General features: G+C 37.7%; 17 protein-coding genes. 8 read left to right on the forward strand and 9 right to left on the reverse strand.

What is annotated here, in order from left to right; translation table 11 throughout:
- Positions 1-23 precede the first annotated feature (23 nt).
- From AC1M9F_RS06980 to AC1M9F_RS06995, 4 genes are all read right to left on the reverse strand, one after another.
- The gene (locus AC1M9F_RS06980; protein ID WP_092767133.1) at positions 24-851 is read right to left on the reverse strand and encodes a PhzF family phenazine biosynthesis protein; all 828 of its coding nucleotides are present in this window, start codon (positions 849-851) and stop codon (positions 24-26) included.
- 173 nt (positions 852-1,024) lie between these two features.
- Positions 1,025-1,150 (reverse strand): hypothetical protein, encoded by a 126-nt coding sequence (locus AC1M9F_RS06985; protein WP_257219857.1) that lies wholly within the window; start codon positions 1,148-1,150, stop codon positions 1,025-1,027.
- Positions 1,151-1,254: 104 nt separating this feature from the next.
- On the reverse strand, positions 1,255-1,446 hold the full coding sequence (locus tag AC1M9F_RS06990) for a hypothetical protein (protein WP_035268717.1): 192 nt from the start codon (positions 1,444-1,446) through the stop codon (positions 1,255-1,257).
- A gap of 235 nt (positions 1,447-1,681) precedes the next feature.
- The gene (locus AC1M9F_RS06995; protein WP_035268718.1) at positions 1,682-2,233 is read right to left on the reverse strand and encodes a M23 family metallopeptidase; all 552 of its coding nucleotides are present in this window, start codon (positions 2,231-2,233) and stop codon (positions 1,682-1,684) included.
- Between the two features lie 304 nt (positions 2,234-2,537).
- Between AC1M9F_RS06995 and AC1M9F_RS07000 the strand changes: the two genes are divergently transcribed.
- The 3 genes from AC1M9F_RS07000 (at position 2,538) to AC1M9F_RS07010 (ending at position 4,660) form a co-directional block, all read left to right on the forward strand.
- A complete protein-coding gene (locus AC1M9F_RS07000) occupies positions 2,538-3,320 on the forward strand; it encodes an rRNA large subunit pseudouridine synthase E (protein WP_481597400.1) in 783 nt (260 codons plus the stop codon).
- A gap of 127 nt (positions 3,321-3,447) precedes the next feature.
- Complete coding sequence (uraH, locus tag AC1M9F_RS07005) at positions 3,448-3,843, forward strand: hydroxyisourate hydrolase (RefSeq protein ID WP_481590269.1); 396 nt, start codon at positions 3,448-3,450, stop codon at positions 3,841-3,843.
- A 568-nt stretch (positions 3,844-4,411) separates the two neighbouring features.
- The gene (locus tag AC1M9F_RS07010; protein ID WP_481597401.1) at positions 4,412-4,660 is read left to right on the forward strand and encodes a hypothetical protein; all 249 of its coding nucleotides are present in this window, start codon (positions 4,412-4,414) and stop codon (positions 4,658-4,660) included.
- Positions 4,661-4,711: 51 nt separating this feature from the next.
- Here AC1M9F_RS07010 and AC1M9F_RS07015 read toward each other — a convergent pair whose 3' ends face one another.
- Positions 4,712-6,415: a M61 family metallopeptidase gene (locus AC1M9F_RS07015; RefSeq protein ID WP_481597402.1), complete on the reverse strand. Its 1,704-nt coding sequence runs from the start codon at positions 6,413-6,415 to the stop codon at positions 4,712-4,714.
- A 179-nt stretch (positions 6,416-6,594) separates the two neighbouring features.
- Here AC1M9F_RS07015 and AC1M9F_RS07020 point away from each other — a divergent pair, with 179 nt between their 5' ends.
- The 4 genes from AC1M9F_RS07020 to AC1M9F_RS07035 all read left to right on the forward strand — a co-directional run bounded on the left by AC1M9F_RS07020 (position 6,595) and on the right by AC1M9F_RS07035 (position 11,476).
- Positions 6,595-7,905 (forward strand): D-alanyl-D-alanine carboxypeptidase family protein, encoded by a 1,311-nt coding sequence (locus AC1M9F_RS07020; protein ID WP_481597403.1) that lies wholly within the window; start codon positions 6,595-6,597, stop codon positions 7,903-7,905.
- 122 nt (positions 7,906-8,027) lie between these two features.
- A complete protein-coding gene (locus AC1M9F_RS07025) occupies positions 8,028-9,314 on the forward strand; it encodes an NAD(P)/FAD-dependent oxidoreductase (RefSeq protein ID WP_035267310.1) in 1,287 nt (428 codons plus the stop codon).
- A gap of 135 nt (positions 9,315-9,449) precedes the next feature.
- A complete protein-coding gene (locus tag AC1M9F_RS07030; protein WP_092767151.1) occupies positions 9,450-9,932 on the forward strand; it encodes an FKBP-type peptidyl-prolyl cis-trans isomerase in 483 nt (160 codons plus the stop codon).
- Between the two features lie 131 nt (positions 9,933-10,063).
- The gene (locus AC1M9F_RS07035; RefSeq protein WP_481597404.1) at positions 10,064-11,476 is read left to right on the forward strand and encodes a cryptochrome/photolyase family protein; all 1,413 of its coding nucleotides are present in this window, start codon (positions 10,064-10,066) and stop codon (positions 11,474-11,476) included.
- Here the strand turns inward: AC1M9F_RS07035 and AC1M9F_RS07040 are convergent.
- Both AC1M9F_RS07040 and yaaA read right to left on the reverse strand, forming a co-directional pair.
- Positions 11,463-12,098: an HD domain-containing protein gene (locus AC1M9F_RS07040; protein WP_481597405.1), complete on the reverse strand. Its 636-nt coding sequence runs from the start codon at positions 12,096-12,098 to the stop codon at positions 11,463-11,465. The two genes, AC1M9F_RS07035 and AC1M9F_RS07040, sit on opposite strands and share 14 nt — an antisense overlap.
- 33 nt (positions 12,099-12,131) lie before the next feature.
- Positions 12,132-12,911, reverse strand: coding sequence for a peroxide stress protein YaaA (gene yaaA / locus AC1M9F_RS07045; RefSeq protein WP_481597406.1), 780 nt, complete (start codon positions 12,909-12,911; stop codon positions 12,132-12,134).
- A 123-nt stretch (positions 12,912-13,034) separates the two neighbouring features.
- Between yaaA and AC1M9F_RS07050 the strand changes: the two genes are divergently transcribed.
- On the forward strand, positions 13,035-13,664 hold the full coding sequence (locus tag AC1M9F_RS07050) for an alpha/beta hydrolase (RefSeq protein WP_035267316.1): 630 nt from the start codon (positions 13,035-13,037) through the stop codon (positions 13,662-13,664).
- Between the two features lie 67 nt (positions 13,665-13,731).
- Here the strand turns inward: AC1M9F_RS07050 and AC1M9F_RS07055 are convergent, their stop codons facing one another.
- Both AC1M9F_RS07055 and AC1M9F_RS07060 read right to left on the reverse strand, forming a co-directional pair.
- Positions 13,732-14,106, reverse strand: coding sequence for a hypothetical protein (locus tag AC1M9F_RS07055; RefSeq protein ID WP_481595920.1), 375 nt, complete (start codon positions 14,104-14,106; stop codon positions 13,732-13,734).
- A 111-nt stretch (positions 14,107-14,217) separates the two neighbouring features.
- Positions 14,218-16,464, reverse strand: a complete 2,247-nt coding sequence (locus AC1M9F_RS07060) for a bifunctional prephenate dehydrogenase/3-phosphoshikimate 1-carboxyvinyltransferase (protein WP_481597407.1) — start codon at positions 16,462-16,464, stop codon at positions 14,218-14,220.
- Positions 16,465-16,474: the final 10 nt, after the last annotated feature.

The raw sequence follows: 16,474 nt of genomic DNA on the forward strand, positions 1-16,474 counted from the left end.
GTATGATCAATAGGGTTTATGCTTTAAAGGTAAATTTCAGCTTTCATATAAAGTTTGGCATAGCCAGAAATTTCAATTCTTTGATTCTCTTTAAGTTGGCAATACAACACGCCACCTCGTTCTGAGCTTTGAAAAGCAATAAGTTCTGTTTTATTCAATTTCTCAGCCCACAAGGGTGCTAATCCTGTATGCATAGAACCTGTTACAGGATCTTCATTGATGCCTTTATGTGGTGCAAAATAACGTGCCACATAATCATATTGTTCTGATGCTGCAGTTATAGCAATATCGGGATGATCGGATGCTGTAATACAAGTACTAACCTCATATGCTTCAGCAATTGCATTAATATTGGCAAAATTAGGTTTGGCATCAAGCACATCTTGTTCACTTTCCAAGACTAAAATATAAGCTTGTTGATTTAGATAAATTTCCTTGATTGGACGATCAACCACTTCTTTTAATAACTCAGGAAACTCTTCAGTTAAATGAGGGATTCGAACAGGGAAATTCATTGTAATTTTTCCATCATCTTGTCGAGTGATGGTAAAAATTCCTAAATCTTTGACATGAAATTTAATTTTTTTCGCTTGAGTATACTCATTAAAAAGTACATAACTGCTCGCTAAAGTGGCATGACCACAAAAATCGACTTCAACTTTAGGTGTAAACCAACGGATTTCATAATTTTCATCATCAATAATTTTAACAAAAGCCGTTTCAGCCAAATTATTTTCAAATGCAATATTTTGCATGAGTGATGTATCAAGCCATTCTTCACTGACCACTACAGCTGCAGGATTCCCCTTAAACAACGCTGTAGTAAAGGCATCAACTTGATACATTTTCATAAATACACCCCTAATATTTCCAAACTTCTAATTGAGAATAATAATCTTTTATCATTTCAAATCATAGATTAATTTCAATCTTGACTATAAATTATTGCTTCACAAAGATTCGTTCATAAACTGTATATTTCTAATGATCTTCCATAAAAAAACCCTCACATGAGGGTCTTTTGCTATTTACGCTTTTTGAGCGCTTTCTTTAAATCTTTTAACTTAGATTCATGTTTAGAAATTTTCTTAAGTCTCGATTTAATTTGATCTTTCAAATCTTTAATTTTTAACTTGGACTTATTCGCCATATCTTATCTTCCTTGTGTCATTCACTTTAAATTGTTAATGCTTGAATTTACTGACAAGAATGGGCATTCATCCCTAAATTCCCATTCAATTCATGATTAATGGATTAACGATTTTGTTGATCTAAATCAGATTGCTGTTGTGATTGTTGACGGGACTGTTGCTGATTCTGCTGCTGTTGATCTTGTTGCTGTTGCTGCTGATTCGGTTGTTGTTGATGTGGCTGTTGACCTTGTTGACGTTGTTGGTGATTTTGTTGCTGTTGCTCATTTTGATCTTGATTGTATTGATTACTCATTTCATATCTCCATGATTATCAGTTTTTTGATACGGATCTTAAATTCTTTTTTACTTGAATTAGACCAGTACAAATAACAATAAACCTTTTGCACGAAACTGCGAGCATAGAGCTGTATCAAAATACTGCATCGTAACTTCCATTGTGTAAGCTATTTAAATTTCAGAGGATTAAAATTGATATATGTTACGAGGCTTACAAGGCTCTCTCATTTGTTTACTTGTATTAACGAGACTTATTCCTCTGGTTTTAAATCTGGTTTTAAATATGGATATGGATTTGTAGCACCACTCGTTAAATAAATCCCATAATGTAAATGTGGAGGTGTATTGATCGCATTGCCAGTATTTCCCACATATCCTAATACTTCACCGACTTCAACCCAGTCACCTTCTTGGATGTGTGCTGCATATTCATCTAAATGTGCATAGTAATGGCGACTTAACTGAGGTCCTACCACCCAGATGACTTTACCTCCCAAACTATTTGTGCCGATACGACTTACAATACCTTGTGTTGTACTCAATACAGGCGTACCTCGTTTGGCAAAAATATCAATTCCTTGATGTGTACGACCATTTGAACGTGCTGCCCCCCAAGTATCTGCTATTTGAGTTACTTTGACTCCTTCAACGGGTATCGCCAACGGCTCTGTCAACGCTTGCTGTTGAAGTTTCCAGTATAAATATGGATATTGTATTCCTGCTGTTGCGCCTGAATTTGGGGGCTGACAAGCAGTAAGCATCCAACTGATTGCAATGAGTGATCCGATAATCCTTTTTTTCATATACAACCTAACATCTTAAATTAAGTTAAATTTTAGCGTCTGATTGACGTTTGCATTGTATTGTTTAAATTAAAAGCACTTGTCAGAAACCAATAAAAGCCTGCTTATACCGATTAAATCGTCAGAATTACATATTTTTTTTGATCAATACGATACTTTCTTTTTTGAATCACGCATAATAGTCACCAATTCCCCTATTTATTTTGTTTGACTTCAATGATCGAATCCTCAGATCAATTCAGGATGTTCATAAATTCTTGATAAGTCAGACCTTTCACTATTTGCACATTATTGAAGTTTTTATATGAAAATCGTCATTCTCAATAAACCTTATGGCGTTCTCTCCCAGTTTCGTAAAGACGAAGCGCATATGACAATGTCTGATTTCGTTGACGATCCGACTTTACGTCTTGCTGGACGTTTAGACATGGACTCTGAAGGTCTAGTGTTTTTAACCGACCATGGTGGTTTAAATCAGTATATTACCAACCCTGCCAATAATAAATTTAAAACTTATTTGGTTCAAGTTGATGGTGATGTGACTGAAGAGGCTTTAGAACAGCTTCGTAAAGGTGTAGAGCTTAAAGACGGTATGACTCTACCCGCAAAAGCTGTAAAAGTTGAACAGCCTGAGTGGTTATGGGATCGTGATCCTCCTGTTCGTTTCCGTGCTTCTGTACCTACTTCTTGGGTTGAAATTTCGATTTGCGAAGGTCGTAACCGCCAAGTTCGACGTATGACTGCAGCAGTAGGTTTCCCAACTTTACGTCTTATTCGCACTAAAATTGGATCAATAGACTTAGTACAGATGGGTCTTGAATCTGGCGAAACTAGAGAAATTGAACCATTACTTTATCCTGACTTTCAAAATGTTCCTGCAGAAGAGCCATACCGCTCACGCTCTTATGTGAAGAAACCAGGCGGTACAGGTGGCAAGCCGATTAATAAGAAAGTCAATAAAGATGGTACTAAGAAAAAATCGGGTACTAAGCGTATTTGGCAAATGGAAGAACATGAGAAACCACGTCGTAAGACCAATGGTACTACTCGCCCAAATACAAAAGCTCCACGTGGACGCGCACGCTAAGCTCAAGCTATTGTATAAAAAGTAAAAAGGATGCGATTGCATCCTTTTTTTATACATAAATTAACTTAAATAATCTCTCATTTTAAGTACACTTTTTCGATTATTTGCTTATTGTGAGTTGATACTTATGAAAAAATTTACGCTTGCTCTTTCAGGTTTTGCATTTTCAACATTCACTTTGGCAAATCCTTTAAGTGTTCATGTGCTTAATCAAGAAACTGGTCTTCCATCCTCAAATATTGCAGTTACCCTTGAAGCGCAGCAGGGTGAAAAATGGGTAAAGCTCAACGAAGCTAAAACGGATGAAAATGGTCGTATCAAGGCTCTATATCCAGCCGAAACAGATCTTCAAAAAGGTGTTTACAGAGTAACTTTTAAAACTGGCGACTGGTTTAAAGCAAACAACAAGCGTACTTTTTTTCCAGAAGTGCCAGTGGTTTTTTTGATTGATGGTAGTTTAGATCATTACCATATTCCGTTGTTATTAAGTTCATATGGTTATTCAACCTATCGAGGGAACTAATGTTTTTTTTGTTGATCATTTATGACACAAATTTAGCTCACATTATGTGAGCTTTTTTATTTCTTTATTAATTTTAAAAGTTTAATTATCCTATTCAAAAGAATAAGGATTTCTTATGAACATAAAAAAAGCTTTCCTAAAGGCTATTACGCTGCTTTTATTTTATCAATTCTTTACTACTTCTTTTATGCATTGAATGAAAACAAGTTATCTCACTATTGTGATAACTATATTTGTCTTGAAATCTTATCTTTAGCTGAATTTCTTGGGATAATCACAGCTTGGATCAGCCTATATTTCGTACTGAAGTCCCTAGAATCATGGAAAGATGCCTATAAATTCCATAGAGCAATTGAAACTTTATCCAAGTTTGAAGAACTCAAGATTATTTCAAATCAATATCACACGATCTTATACCAATTAAAAAAACTCACTCATCCGCGCTAAAGGTTATGAATTACACAACTCATTTAATTTAGAAGAGCAAATTTATGAAGATAAATTCAATAATCTGTATTACTACGACAAATTAATAAATCTTCAACAGTGGCTCAATCAAGAAAAAAATGTGAACAAGCATAAAAATTTTAAAGAAGTTTTAAGAACTTTTGAAACTGCTATAGATTATGCTCATAGACTTGTTTCAGAAGCTCATTTGAGTGAGGTAAATTATGGTCAAAATTACGCTACAGAAACCGACGTAAACAGAAGAAAAGAATCTCTAAAAAAGGTTCAAATTGCTTTTGAAAAATACTCAAAAGACAAAACAATATTTGATAAGCGTTTGGAATATCTAAGACGAAAACTGGAGTCATGAAAAACCCATAGCTAAGCATGGGTTTTTCATGAATTTTATAACCTAGGCAAATTAAGCTTTAAGCCATTTATCAACTTTAGATTGATCTGTAACCTTAAGTTCCACTTCAGTGAGTTCACTACCACCTGATTGAACTTCAAATTGCATTAATTCATCACGACGGAAAGCATGTACATTAAAAGTAACTTCCAATTTTGCATACTTGTCGAGTTGCTTAGTGGTCGCCTTTAAACCATCAACTGCGATGATAATATCATGAGCAGAAAGCCCAGCTTTAACACCAGCGCCATCACGACGAGCAGACTGAATTAATACACCTTCAGGTTTATCTACAAGTTTTAAACCAAATGGTAAAGATTTATCATGCTTTAAAACATAGTCTAAGCCAAATTCAGGGAACAACTGATCAAGCGGTAACTCATCCGTGGTATTAATCAAATGGTTAATTTGTTCAGACCAATCATCACCTGTTAATTCTTGGCATAGTTCATAGATGGTACGTTCATGAACCTGTATACCCTGTTGCGCATTTTCATACAGCTTACGCATCAATGCATCAAGACTTGAACCTCTTAAACGTAAACCTAAATCTAGACACAGCGCTACTAAGCAACCCTTGTTATAGTAACTTGTGCCAGAATTGTTAGAGTTTTCATCTTGACGATAGAATTTGACCCATGCATCAAAACTTGACTCTGCAACAGTTTGAACAAAACGACCTAGATTTTGCAAATAACGATCGATCTGCGCCTTTAACAACTTCAAGTAAGATTCCTGAGAAATCACACCACTACGAAGTAGAATTAAATCATCATAGTAGGACGTAAAGCCTTCAAAAATCCATAACAAAGAGGTATAGCCTTCTTTGTCTAAATCATAATTCACAAAATTTTCAGGGCGAATATATTTCACCAACCATGAATGAAAATATTCATGGCTACATAAACCTAAGAAACGCTGATAATCAGCGGAAGGTTCAACAGGCTCATTGGACTTAGGTAGATCATCACGTGGAGAAATCAAACTGGTTGAGTTCGGGTGCTCTAAACCACCATAACTGTTACCCGTCGCGATGGTCATAAAAGTGTAGTTTTCAAATGGTGCTGAACCAAACATGGATATTTCTGTCGCACAGATTTTCTCAATGTCTTGTTTCATACGTTGGACATTCATCGCATGTTTGCCAGAAACCACAAACTCATGTGGAATACCATTTGCTTCAAAAGCAAAACGAGTTTGATCTGCAAGCTCAAATGGTGCATCAATCAATTCAGCGTAGTTTTTTGCCTTAAGGGTATAGCGACCACGCACTAAACTTTTAGATGCCAATCCTGTAGCGAGTTGGAAATGTTTCAATTCATCTGGCAAAAATAACTCAACTTCTACCGCTTTATCTTCTTGTCCTTCTAAACCTAAACATGCACAAGCAGGATTCACATATAAGCGTGTTTCATCAACATAAGCACCACGTACTGAGAGGTCGTATGCATAGACGTCGTACTCAACCGTAATCAGCTCAAAATCAGTATTAAATAACTGCCACTTATTTTTTTCATTTTTACGAATCTTGAGTATTCGACCATCTTCATCATAGGCACGAACAGACTCAATATGTTTTGAAAACTCTCGAATGAGATAACTTCCTGGAATCCAAGTTGGCAAGCTCAATACTTGAGTTGGTTGAGCAACGAAACGAACAGTAACGTGAATGAGATGCTGACGAAAGTCGTCAAATTCGATCTGATAATGCAACATAATGTCTTAATTGAGAAACTATAGAACCAACTTGTATTTAGATTAGCATTTTTTTACTTGGAGTTGCGCGATTCGTATTAATTGTCTACAAATCTGACTAGAGTTTCAGAAAAAAAAGGCATAGCATGCGGTGTGCTTGATGATCTATGCCATTGGATTGGCTTATATAGGTAAACCCGTTGAAACTCTACTCTGCTCTACTCATAATTTTTAGTTTTTTTATTGTAAATATCACACATGCTTCCTTGTTCGAAGTTGCACCAGAAAGTTTAGAAGCTGAAGCATGGACTGTCTTAGATCCACAATCAGGTCAAGTCATTACTGAACACAATAGCCATGTCCAACGTGCACCAGCTTCGTTAACCAAAATGATGGTGGCATACATCGTTCTGAAAGACATTCAAGCAGGTAAAATTAACAAAAATGAAGTTGTTACTGCCACACCAGTCGTCAATGTAGTTCAATGGGATGAGTCTCAGATGTATCTGAAACCGACTCAACAAATTACGATTGATCAACTTTTGGCAGGCTTAATTATCATGTCTGCCAACGATGCTGCTGTCACATTGGCTGAACGAATTTCAGGATCTGTACCTGCATTTGTGCAACGCATGAATCAAGAAGCCAAAGCACTTGGCATGAAAGATACAAACTTTGCCAATCCCGCGGGCATTACAATGGATATGCACTATTCAACAGCGCATGATTTAGCCGTGCTCGCACAAGCACTCACCAATGAAACACCCGATTACCTTGACTACTCGAAACAGCAAAGTTTTACTTACAATCAGCATTTTCATCGTGCAACAAATATTCTACTAAAACAAGATGCCACTGTTGATGGTTTAAAAACAGGGTTTACTCGTGCTGCAGGCTATAACCTTGCACTTACAGCCAACCGACCAACTCAACAATTTGACCTCAATCAAAGGAGACTTATTGTTGTGGTACTCGGTGCTCAAAGTGGCTTTAAACGCGCTGAAATCGCACATCAACTTTTAAACCTATCCTATGCCTATACACGCAATGAAATTGCAATTAAAAATAAGCAACTAATTGCTGAACTCCCTGTAGTCGCATCTACCTTAAAAAGGTTCAAAGTCGAAACTAAAAAGCCAAGTATCGTGACGACCTCTTTGTATAACGCGAATCAAATGATTGATATGCGTAATTTTGACAATCAAACTCATCGTTTGATTCAAGCAGATGCTTTTGGATTCACTTCAGCTCTTGAGCCTTTACAGCAAACTCAAACGCATATGAACGTCGAGCTACTAACACAATCATTAACTGCACCTATCGCGCAAATTCAGCAGTTGGCACGTATTCATATCTATCAAAATAACAGACTCATTCAAACGGTATTGATTGAAGATGAACTTCAAATTGATGAAGCATCATGGTTTGAAAGTATTTTGAATTGGTTTAAACAATTATTTAGTTTTGGATCTAGCAGTACAAATCAAGCAAAAATCTATCCTTTAAACTGATTGCAGTTTTTTATTGTAAATCTGTAACTTGTAATACAAAAAGAACAATTCTTTTAAAAAAGAGATGGCATATTAACCCCATCTCTTTTTTATTTATGACGCTATAAAAATAGGAATATTAAATGTCGAATCTTCATCATATTGTCATTGTGGGTGGTGGTGCTGGTGGCTTAGAACTAGCAACACAACTGGGTGACACGCTGGGCAAATCGAAAAAAGCAAAAATTACATTAGTGGACCAAAAGCTCACACATATCTGGAAACCACTTTTACACGAAATTGCAGCAGGTACGTTGAGCCCTAGTGATGAAGAAACAAATTATTTTGGTCATGCTGCGAAGCATCATTATGAGTTTGTATTGGGTAAATTCGAACAATTAGATCGTGAAGCCAAGACCATTCAATTGCTCAAACCTGTTGCATCGACCTATGACCAATCGACTGATCATTTAACGCTAAGTTATGACACTCTTATTCTGGCGGTTGGTTCGGTTTCCAATGATTTCAATACTTCAGGTGTGCAAGAACATTGTCACTATTTAGATAATCCAAAACAGGCTGAACAGTTCCAGCAGCATCTACTTCATCTTTATATTGAAGCTCAAAATAATAATGACCATCGTGAGCTGCATATTGGCATTATAGGTGCAGGTGCAACTGGCGTTGAGCTTGCAGCGGAATTAGTTCAAGCCAAACAAAACTTCTTTAAATATGGACTTAATAAAATTGATCCTAAAAACGTCAAAATTTCACTAATTGAAGGCGCGGATCGTATTCTACCGGCTCTTTCTGAAAAAATGTCAGACCACAGCACTAAGCAGCTTAAGCGCATGAATGTGGATATTTTAACGTCTAAGCGTGTCGAAAAAGTGGATGCTGATCAAATTTACTTTAATGATGGAAGTTCAATTCCAGCACAATTAAAAGTTTGGGCTGCAGGCATTAAAACTCCAGCAGTGATTCAAAACCTAGAAGGCTTCGAAAAAGATCGTATGGGTCGCTTACACGTATTTGCAACACTCCAAACAAAAGCAGATCCGAATGTTTTTGCATTCGGTGATTGCGCATACTGTATTCTAGATGCCCGTGAAACAGCTTTAGGACCGCGTGCGCAAGTTGCAAGTCAACAGGCTGCTTTCCTCGTTGATGCAATGAAAGCGCGAATTTCAGGGAAATCACAACCGATGTTCAATTTTTCTGACAAAGGCTCACTTGTATCTTTAAGTGAGAATAAAGCAGTTGGTGAATTACTTGGTCAGGTCAATGTTCAAGGATTTGTGGCGAAGTCGATGTATGTATCGCTTTACCGACTGCATCAAGCCACGATTTATGGTTATGCACAGGCAGGGTTACTCACAGCCAAAGATTTTGTGACCAGAAAAATAGCACCTAAAATCAAATTGCATTGAAAAATCTAAAAGACGCCCCAATGTAATATTTAAGCGTTATAAATTATCGAAACTGCATTTTTTTTAGAAAATTGTCTACAAAAATTGGTTTTCACTTTATGATGTACCCTTAAAATATTTGAATGGATCATTAACATGACAGTTATTGCAAATGACCTTGTGGTTTTATTTAACTATAAATTGACTAATGCAGAGGGTGAAACTCTCGATCAATCTCAAGGTGAACCACTTGCATATTTGCAAGGCGCTGGCAACATTATCCCTGGCTTAGAAAAAGCAATGTTAGGTAAAACGACTGGTGACAAATTTACAGTAACGATTCCTGCTGCTGAAGCTTATGGTGAGTACAACACTGATTTAGTTCAAGAAGTACCTAAACAAATGTTCCAAGGCGTAGACAACATCGAAGCTGGTATGCAATTCCAAGCGCAAACTGATGATGGCGTTCAAATTGTGACTGTTAAAGCGGTTGAAGGCGAAAACGTAATCGTTGATGCTAACTTCCCGCTTGCTGGTCAAGACTTAACATTTGATGTTGAAATCGTTGAAATCCGTGAAGCAACTCAAGAAGAGTTAGATCACGGTCACGTTCACGGTGTAGGTGGTCACCACCACTAAGATCTACGGATTTTAGGACAAAAAGGTGAAGCTTCTGCTTCGCCTTTTTTTTATGCAAAAAATTACAATGCTTAACGATTTAAATGATTCAAATTCTTATAATTTCCTGAGGATATTTGGATATTAATCATATGAATCTCATTTGGTTTCGTCAGGATTTAAGAGTTAGGGATAACACGGCGTTAATGGAGGCAAACCGGCATGGGAATACTTGTGCGGTGGTGATACTTTCGCCTCAACAATGGAAATTGCATGATGATGCAGTGATTAAAATTGACTTTTATCTTCGCCAACTTAAATCACTTGAAAGTGAGTTAAAGCAATTCAATATCCCACTTGTGGTGGAAATCGTTACCCAATGGGACGATGTACCAGCTAGATTATTAACTTTCGCAAATAAATATCAAATTACTGCGATACACGCCAACATTGAAATCGGCGTGAATGAGTTACATCGTGATGCGCAAGTCCAGACCTTATTAGAATCGCATCAAGTGACTGTCGAGTATTATCATGACCGCACAATTTTCCCACTTGGATCAATTCGCAATAAGAGTCGCCAGCCTTATCAAGTTTTTGGTGCTTATAAACGTGCATGCTATGAAATCTTGAATATCTCTGTTCCTCAACCACTCGCTGTACCGATAGTACAGCCTCATGAGCTTATACAACGCTTTCATACTTCCAAAATTCCATCGATACATGATTTTTATCCTGATGCTCAGATTAAATATCAATGGCCTGTTGGAGAGTCATTTGCACTACAAATGCTCGAGAAATTTGTTGACGAGAATTTAGAGACGTACAAACAACAACGCGACTTTCCAAACATTGATGCAACCAGTCAATTATCACCGTATTTAAATCTAGGAATTATTTCGATTCGACAATGTTTGGCTGCAATTTTTAGTCGCTCAAATGGCAATTTTCATCTCTACTCTGATGGTCAACAAACTTGGTTAGATGAATTATTATGGCGAGAATTTTATCAACACATCCTGTTTGACTTTCCAAGATTATCGAAATATCAACCATTCAATTTAAATACATCTAATGTGCCATGGCGTGATGCACCCGATGAATTAAATGCTTGGAAGTTTGGACAAACGGGTATTCCAATTGTGGACGCTGGAATCCGTCAAATGCTTCAAACAGGATGGATGCACAATCGTGTCAGAATGATTGTCGCCATGTTCCTTAGTAAGAATTTGCTCATCGACTGGCGTAAAGGCGAACAATGGTTTATGCAACATTTGATTGATGGAGATTTAGCGGCAAATAATGGTGGCTGGCAATGGTGTGCTTCAACAGGTACAGATGCTGTACCTTATTTCCGTATTTTCAACCCCATTAGTCAATCACAAAAATTTGATAGTCAAGGTGATTATATTCGCAAATGGGTACCTGAATTAGCTCATCTTGATGCGAAAATCATTCATGAGCCTTATGCTAAAAATCCGAATCTTAAACTCAATTATCCAAAACCTATTGTTGATTTAAAGATGAGTCGACAGCGCGCATTAGCTGCTTTCAAATCAGCCTAAATATTGCTCGTTCTAAATTTTGTTTGGCTTGATTTTCTAATGTGTCATGAAAATATGCTGTTTTATAAATGGATTCCATTTGATAAAAGCTATTAAGAACTTCATTTCGTTTTAGTGTATAAAATTCAGAGGGTACCCAACTGAATTCTTGATGAATTTGCTGCTGATATTCTTCAAAACGTTTGGCGTTTGAACCGAGAATTGCAAGATCAATATCAAGTAAGTAGTTAAGATCCGAATCAACTGAAGCACGATGCTCTTTGGTCGCTAATATCCACTGATAAATTTTCTCACATCTCCTCATCTCCATGTGGGGAGATATGATGTTCAGCATCAGATCAGCACTTTGTTGTTCATTATCGTGTGCCTTAGGCTCATAAATGACATCATGAAACCAAAGAGCTATTGAGACTGATAAAGGATCTTTTAAATTTGGTAGAACCAATTGTAAGTGATCCATACATTCAACGATATGCTGCACTGTATGATAGTGACGATGAGGCTCACTGTAATGAAATTCTAATCTATCAAGAATAGATATGGAATCCTCTGAGGACAGTTCAAGCTGTTGTGCAGTAGCGGCCCAGTATCTTCTCAACTGGTTTAAATATGAATCAATCATCAGACACCTTGCCCCGCTACCGCCTATTTATTTTTAAGCAGCCTGCTCATCACGTTTAAAAATGAGCTCACCTTTCAAAGAACTTTCAGCATCGAAATAATAGCCGTCTGTATTGAATGATTTAAGATCATCCACAGTATTAGGTTTACTTTCGATAATATAACGTGCCATCAATCCTCGCGCTTTTTTAGCATAGAAACTTATCACTTTATATTTTCCATTTTTCTGGTCTAAAAATACGGGCTTGATAATTTCAGCTTTAATTTTGCTTTCTTTCACCGATTTATAATATTCATCGGATGCGATATTGACCAATAAATCACTCTTGGCTTCTGATAAATCTTGATTGATCAATTGGGTAATTTCATCTCCCCAAAACTCGTAAAGATTGTGACCACGTGGATTTGCTAATTTCGTGCCCATTTCTAAACGATAAGGCATCATTAAATCCATTGGTCGAAGTAATCCATAGAGACCTGATAGCATTCTTAAATGGCGTTGAGCATATTCTAAATCAGCTTGCGTAAGCGAATACGCATCCAGACCTGTATAAACATCGCCCTTAAAGGCAAATATTGCTTGGCGTGCATTTGATAAATCAAAATCTGATTGCCAATCTCTAAAACGCTCCACGTTAACATTCGCAATCTTTTCACTCACACTCATTAACTTGGCGATTTCTGAAGCAGACAATTTACGACTTACGTCTATAAGCTGTTGTGAGTGGTCAAGCAATCTTGGTAAAGTATGTTCATCAGTTGGAAGTGTAGATTCATAATCTAATGTCTTAGCAGGAGAAATTAAGGCAAACATAGAAACCTGATCAAAAAACAATTAATCAAACTATAACAGTAGACTTATTTTATTTCCAATTGTGTTTTTTTTAATTATTGACGTTAAAATATACGATTCTCCTGCACGTTAATCGGTATTTTTATGTCTGAACAAATGTTCATTCAAGGCCCTGTTGGCAAAATTGAGGTTTTTGTAGATTATCCTCAGTCTGAAGTAAAAGGATTTGCGGTCGTTTGTCACCCTCACCCGCTTCAAGGTGGTACTCCTCAGCACAAAGTTCCCACTCTGCTAGCTCAAATGTTCCTTGAGCGTGGTTATATCGTTTATCGTCCAAGTTTCCGTGGATCAGGTCAAAGTGAAGGGGTTCACGATGAAGGATTTGGTGAAACAGAAGATATTTTAGAAGTCATTCGTCAAGTACGTGCAAAACACCTTACATTGCCTTTCTACGTTGGAGGCTTTAGTTTTGGTGCACACGTTATGGCGAAGGCATATCATGCACTACCTCAAGAAATTCAACCTGAACAAGTCATTCTATGTGGTTTACCAACAGCCACAGTTGCTGGTATCCGTCACTATGTTACTCCGGCAATTAAAGGTGATATCCTGTTTATTCATGGTGAGGCAGATGAAGTCACCTTATTATCCGATTTAATTGAATGGGCAAAGCCTCAACGCCATATTATTACAGTGCTACCTGGTGCTAATCACTTCTTCACAGGTTATTTGAAGCAACTTCGCGTCGCGATCACTCGCTTCCTTACGGCTTAATATAAATATTACGTGTTTCAGAAAAACCCAGTGTAGATTCTTTACATTGGGTTTGTTTTATTCCTCGTTAAGATTTCCATTCTAGCGACTGGAATGACTCATCTTCTCTTAATGTCTGCTCTACTGCTTGCGCAAGTTGTTTAATCACACTCTGCGTCTCAATTTTTTGGAACCAATCCTGTTCCTCATCTGCATGCGCACTTATTTCACATACAAAATGTCCTTCGCCATCTGGTTGATTACAGTTCACCCCTAAAGCGATTGGGTGATCAGAGACACTGACTTCTAATTCATGCGGATTCGTAGTTTGAGTGTAAAATCCATGTTGCACCAACTGTTCAGATAACAATGCTGTAACGTAAGTTTGTGCATTATCATGAGAATGACTTGAATGAGCCTTAGCGTATTTCGTTTGATCAACTAAAAATTGTAATTTTTTCATTTCCTCATCCAAAGGCTTTTTAATTATATAGAATTAGAATAAGCAATATAAACAAAACAGCCAAGCTTTTGCTTGGCTGTTTGAAAAGAAATATACAAATCTTTGGTCGTATTATTCACTAACTTGAATAGATAAACCCGCTTGTTCAGTGAGTTGAGTAAATGTTGGGAAACTTGTTGCAACGGTTTCAGTTCCCACAATTTTAATTACGCCTGAAGTACGCAGACCCGCAATGGAGAAACTCATGGCAATACGATGATCATGATGTGACTCAATTTCACCACCTGTAAAGATAGCAGACCAATCACCAGACTTACCTTTACCTTCAATAATAATGCCGTCATCCGTAGGCGTACATTCAACACCCATTGTTTTCAATCCATCAGCCATCACTTGGATTCGATCAGACTCTTTTACACGAAGTTCAGATGCACCAGTTAACACTGTTTGACCTTCAGCACAAGCTGCAGCAATAAATAATGCTGGGAATTCATCAATCGCTAAAGGTACTTGATCTTCAGGCATGTGGATGCCTTTCAAAGTACGAGTGCCACGAATTCGAATATCAGCGATTGGTTCACCACCTGCAATTCGTTCATTCTCGACTGAAATATCAGCCCCCATTTGCTTCAAAATTTCGATCACACCAGTACGAGTAGGGTTAATACCCACTGCCTCAAGTGTTACATCTGAATTTTCAGTAATGGCAGCACCCACCATAAAGAACGCAGCAGATGAAATATCTGAAGGCACTTGAATATTCGTGCCAACTAACTTACCACCACCTTTTAAAGAAATACGGTTACCTTCAGTTTTCACATCATAACCAAATGCACGTAACATACGCTCAGAGTGATCACGTGTCGGTTCTGGCTCAGTCACCGACGTTACACCTTCTGCCCATAAACCAGCGAGCAGAATGCCAGACTTCACTTGTGCAGAAGCCATTGGTAAATCGTAATGAATACCTTTAAGTTGCTGATTACCTGTGATCGATACTGGCGGTGTGCCACGCTCACCCGTTGTTTGAATTTGAGCACCCATTTCACGGAGTGGCTTTGCAATACGTTCCATGGGACGTTTGCTCAACGATGCATCACCAGTCATTACTGAGTCAAATTTTTGCGCAGACAACATCCCTGACAGAAGACGCATCGAAGTCCCAGAGTTACCCATATAAAGCTCACTTGCTGGAGCTTTAAGGCCATACATTCCTACACCATGAATCGTGACTTCACCATTTTTTGGACCTTCAATATTTACACCCATATCACGGAATGCTTGAAGTGTTGCTAAGGCATCTTCACCTTCTAAGAAACCAGTAACATGTGTTGTACCTTCAGCGATCGCACCAAACATGATTGAACGGTGTGACACAGATTTGTCACCTGGCACGCTAAATTTTCCAGTAAATGATTTAGCACCCGGCAGAATAGTAAATTGCTGTGTCACAGTTTTGTTCTCCATTAAAGGTTTCTTGGCAAGCATATGGTTAAAATGTTGGCGTGCTGCTTGAGCATGTCCAAGCAATCCCATGAGTGCTTTTGAATCTTCGTTTTCAATGAGCTGTCGAATATGAGCCAATTGGTTCTCAAATCCATCAACAGCATTCAAAATCGCTTTTTTATTGGCAAAGAATATGTCATGCCACATTTGTGGATCACTCGCCGCAATGCGAGAAAAGTCTCTGAAACCACCTGCTGCATAACGGAAAATGTCCAGATTATCTTCACGATTTGCAAGTTGCTCAACCAAATTGAATGCCATTAAATGTGGCAGATGACTTGTATGCGCAAGCACCTCATCATGCTTTTCCACATCCATACAAATTACTTCAGCTTGAGCAGCTTGCCATAACTGAATCAGTTTTTGCACTGCCCACTCAGCACTTGTTGCTAACGGCGTTAATATCACTTTGTGGTTAGCAAATAAATCTACTTTACCTGCATGAACACCAGTATGTTCAGCACCAGCTATTGGATGCCCTGGAACAAAACCTGCGGGTAACTGCTCACCAAAAACCGCAATTGCAGCCTCAACCACATTGCCTTTGGTACTGCCCACATCTGTAATTATAGTATCAGGAGTAATCACAGATTTGATCGAGTTCAATACAGATTGTGTAGCTCTCACGGGTAAAGCAAGAACAATTAAATCTGCATCAACCACTGCATCTTTGGCATCAGCATATCCTTCACTAATCAAACCTAAAGCTTTAGCATCTTCTAACGTTTGAACAGATCGCGTAGATGCCACAACATTTTCAGCAAGACCATGTGCTTGAATGACACGTGCTAAACTTGATCCAATCAATCCTAGCCCAATAAATGCAACTTTTTTAAATAAAGGTTGAGACATATCTAAGTTT

This window comes from Acinetobacter sp. ANC_7504, from assembly GCF_056779995.1.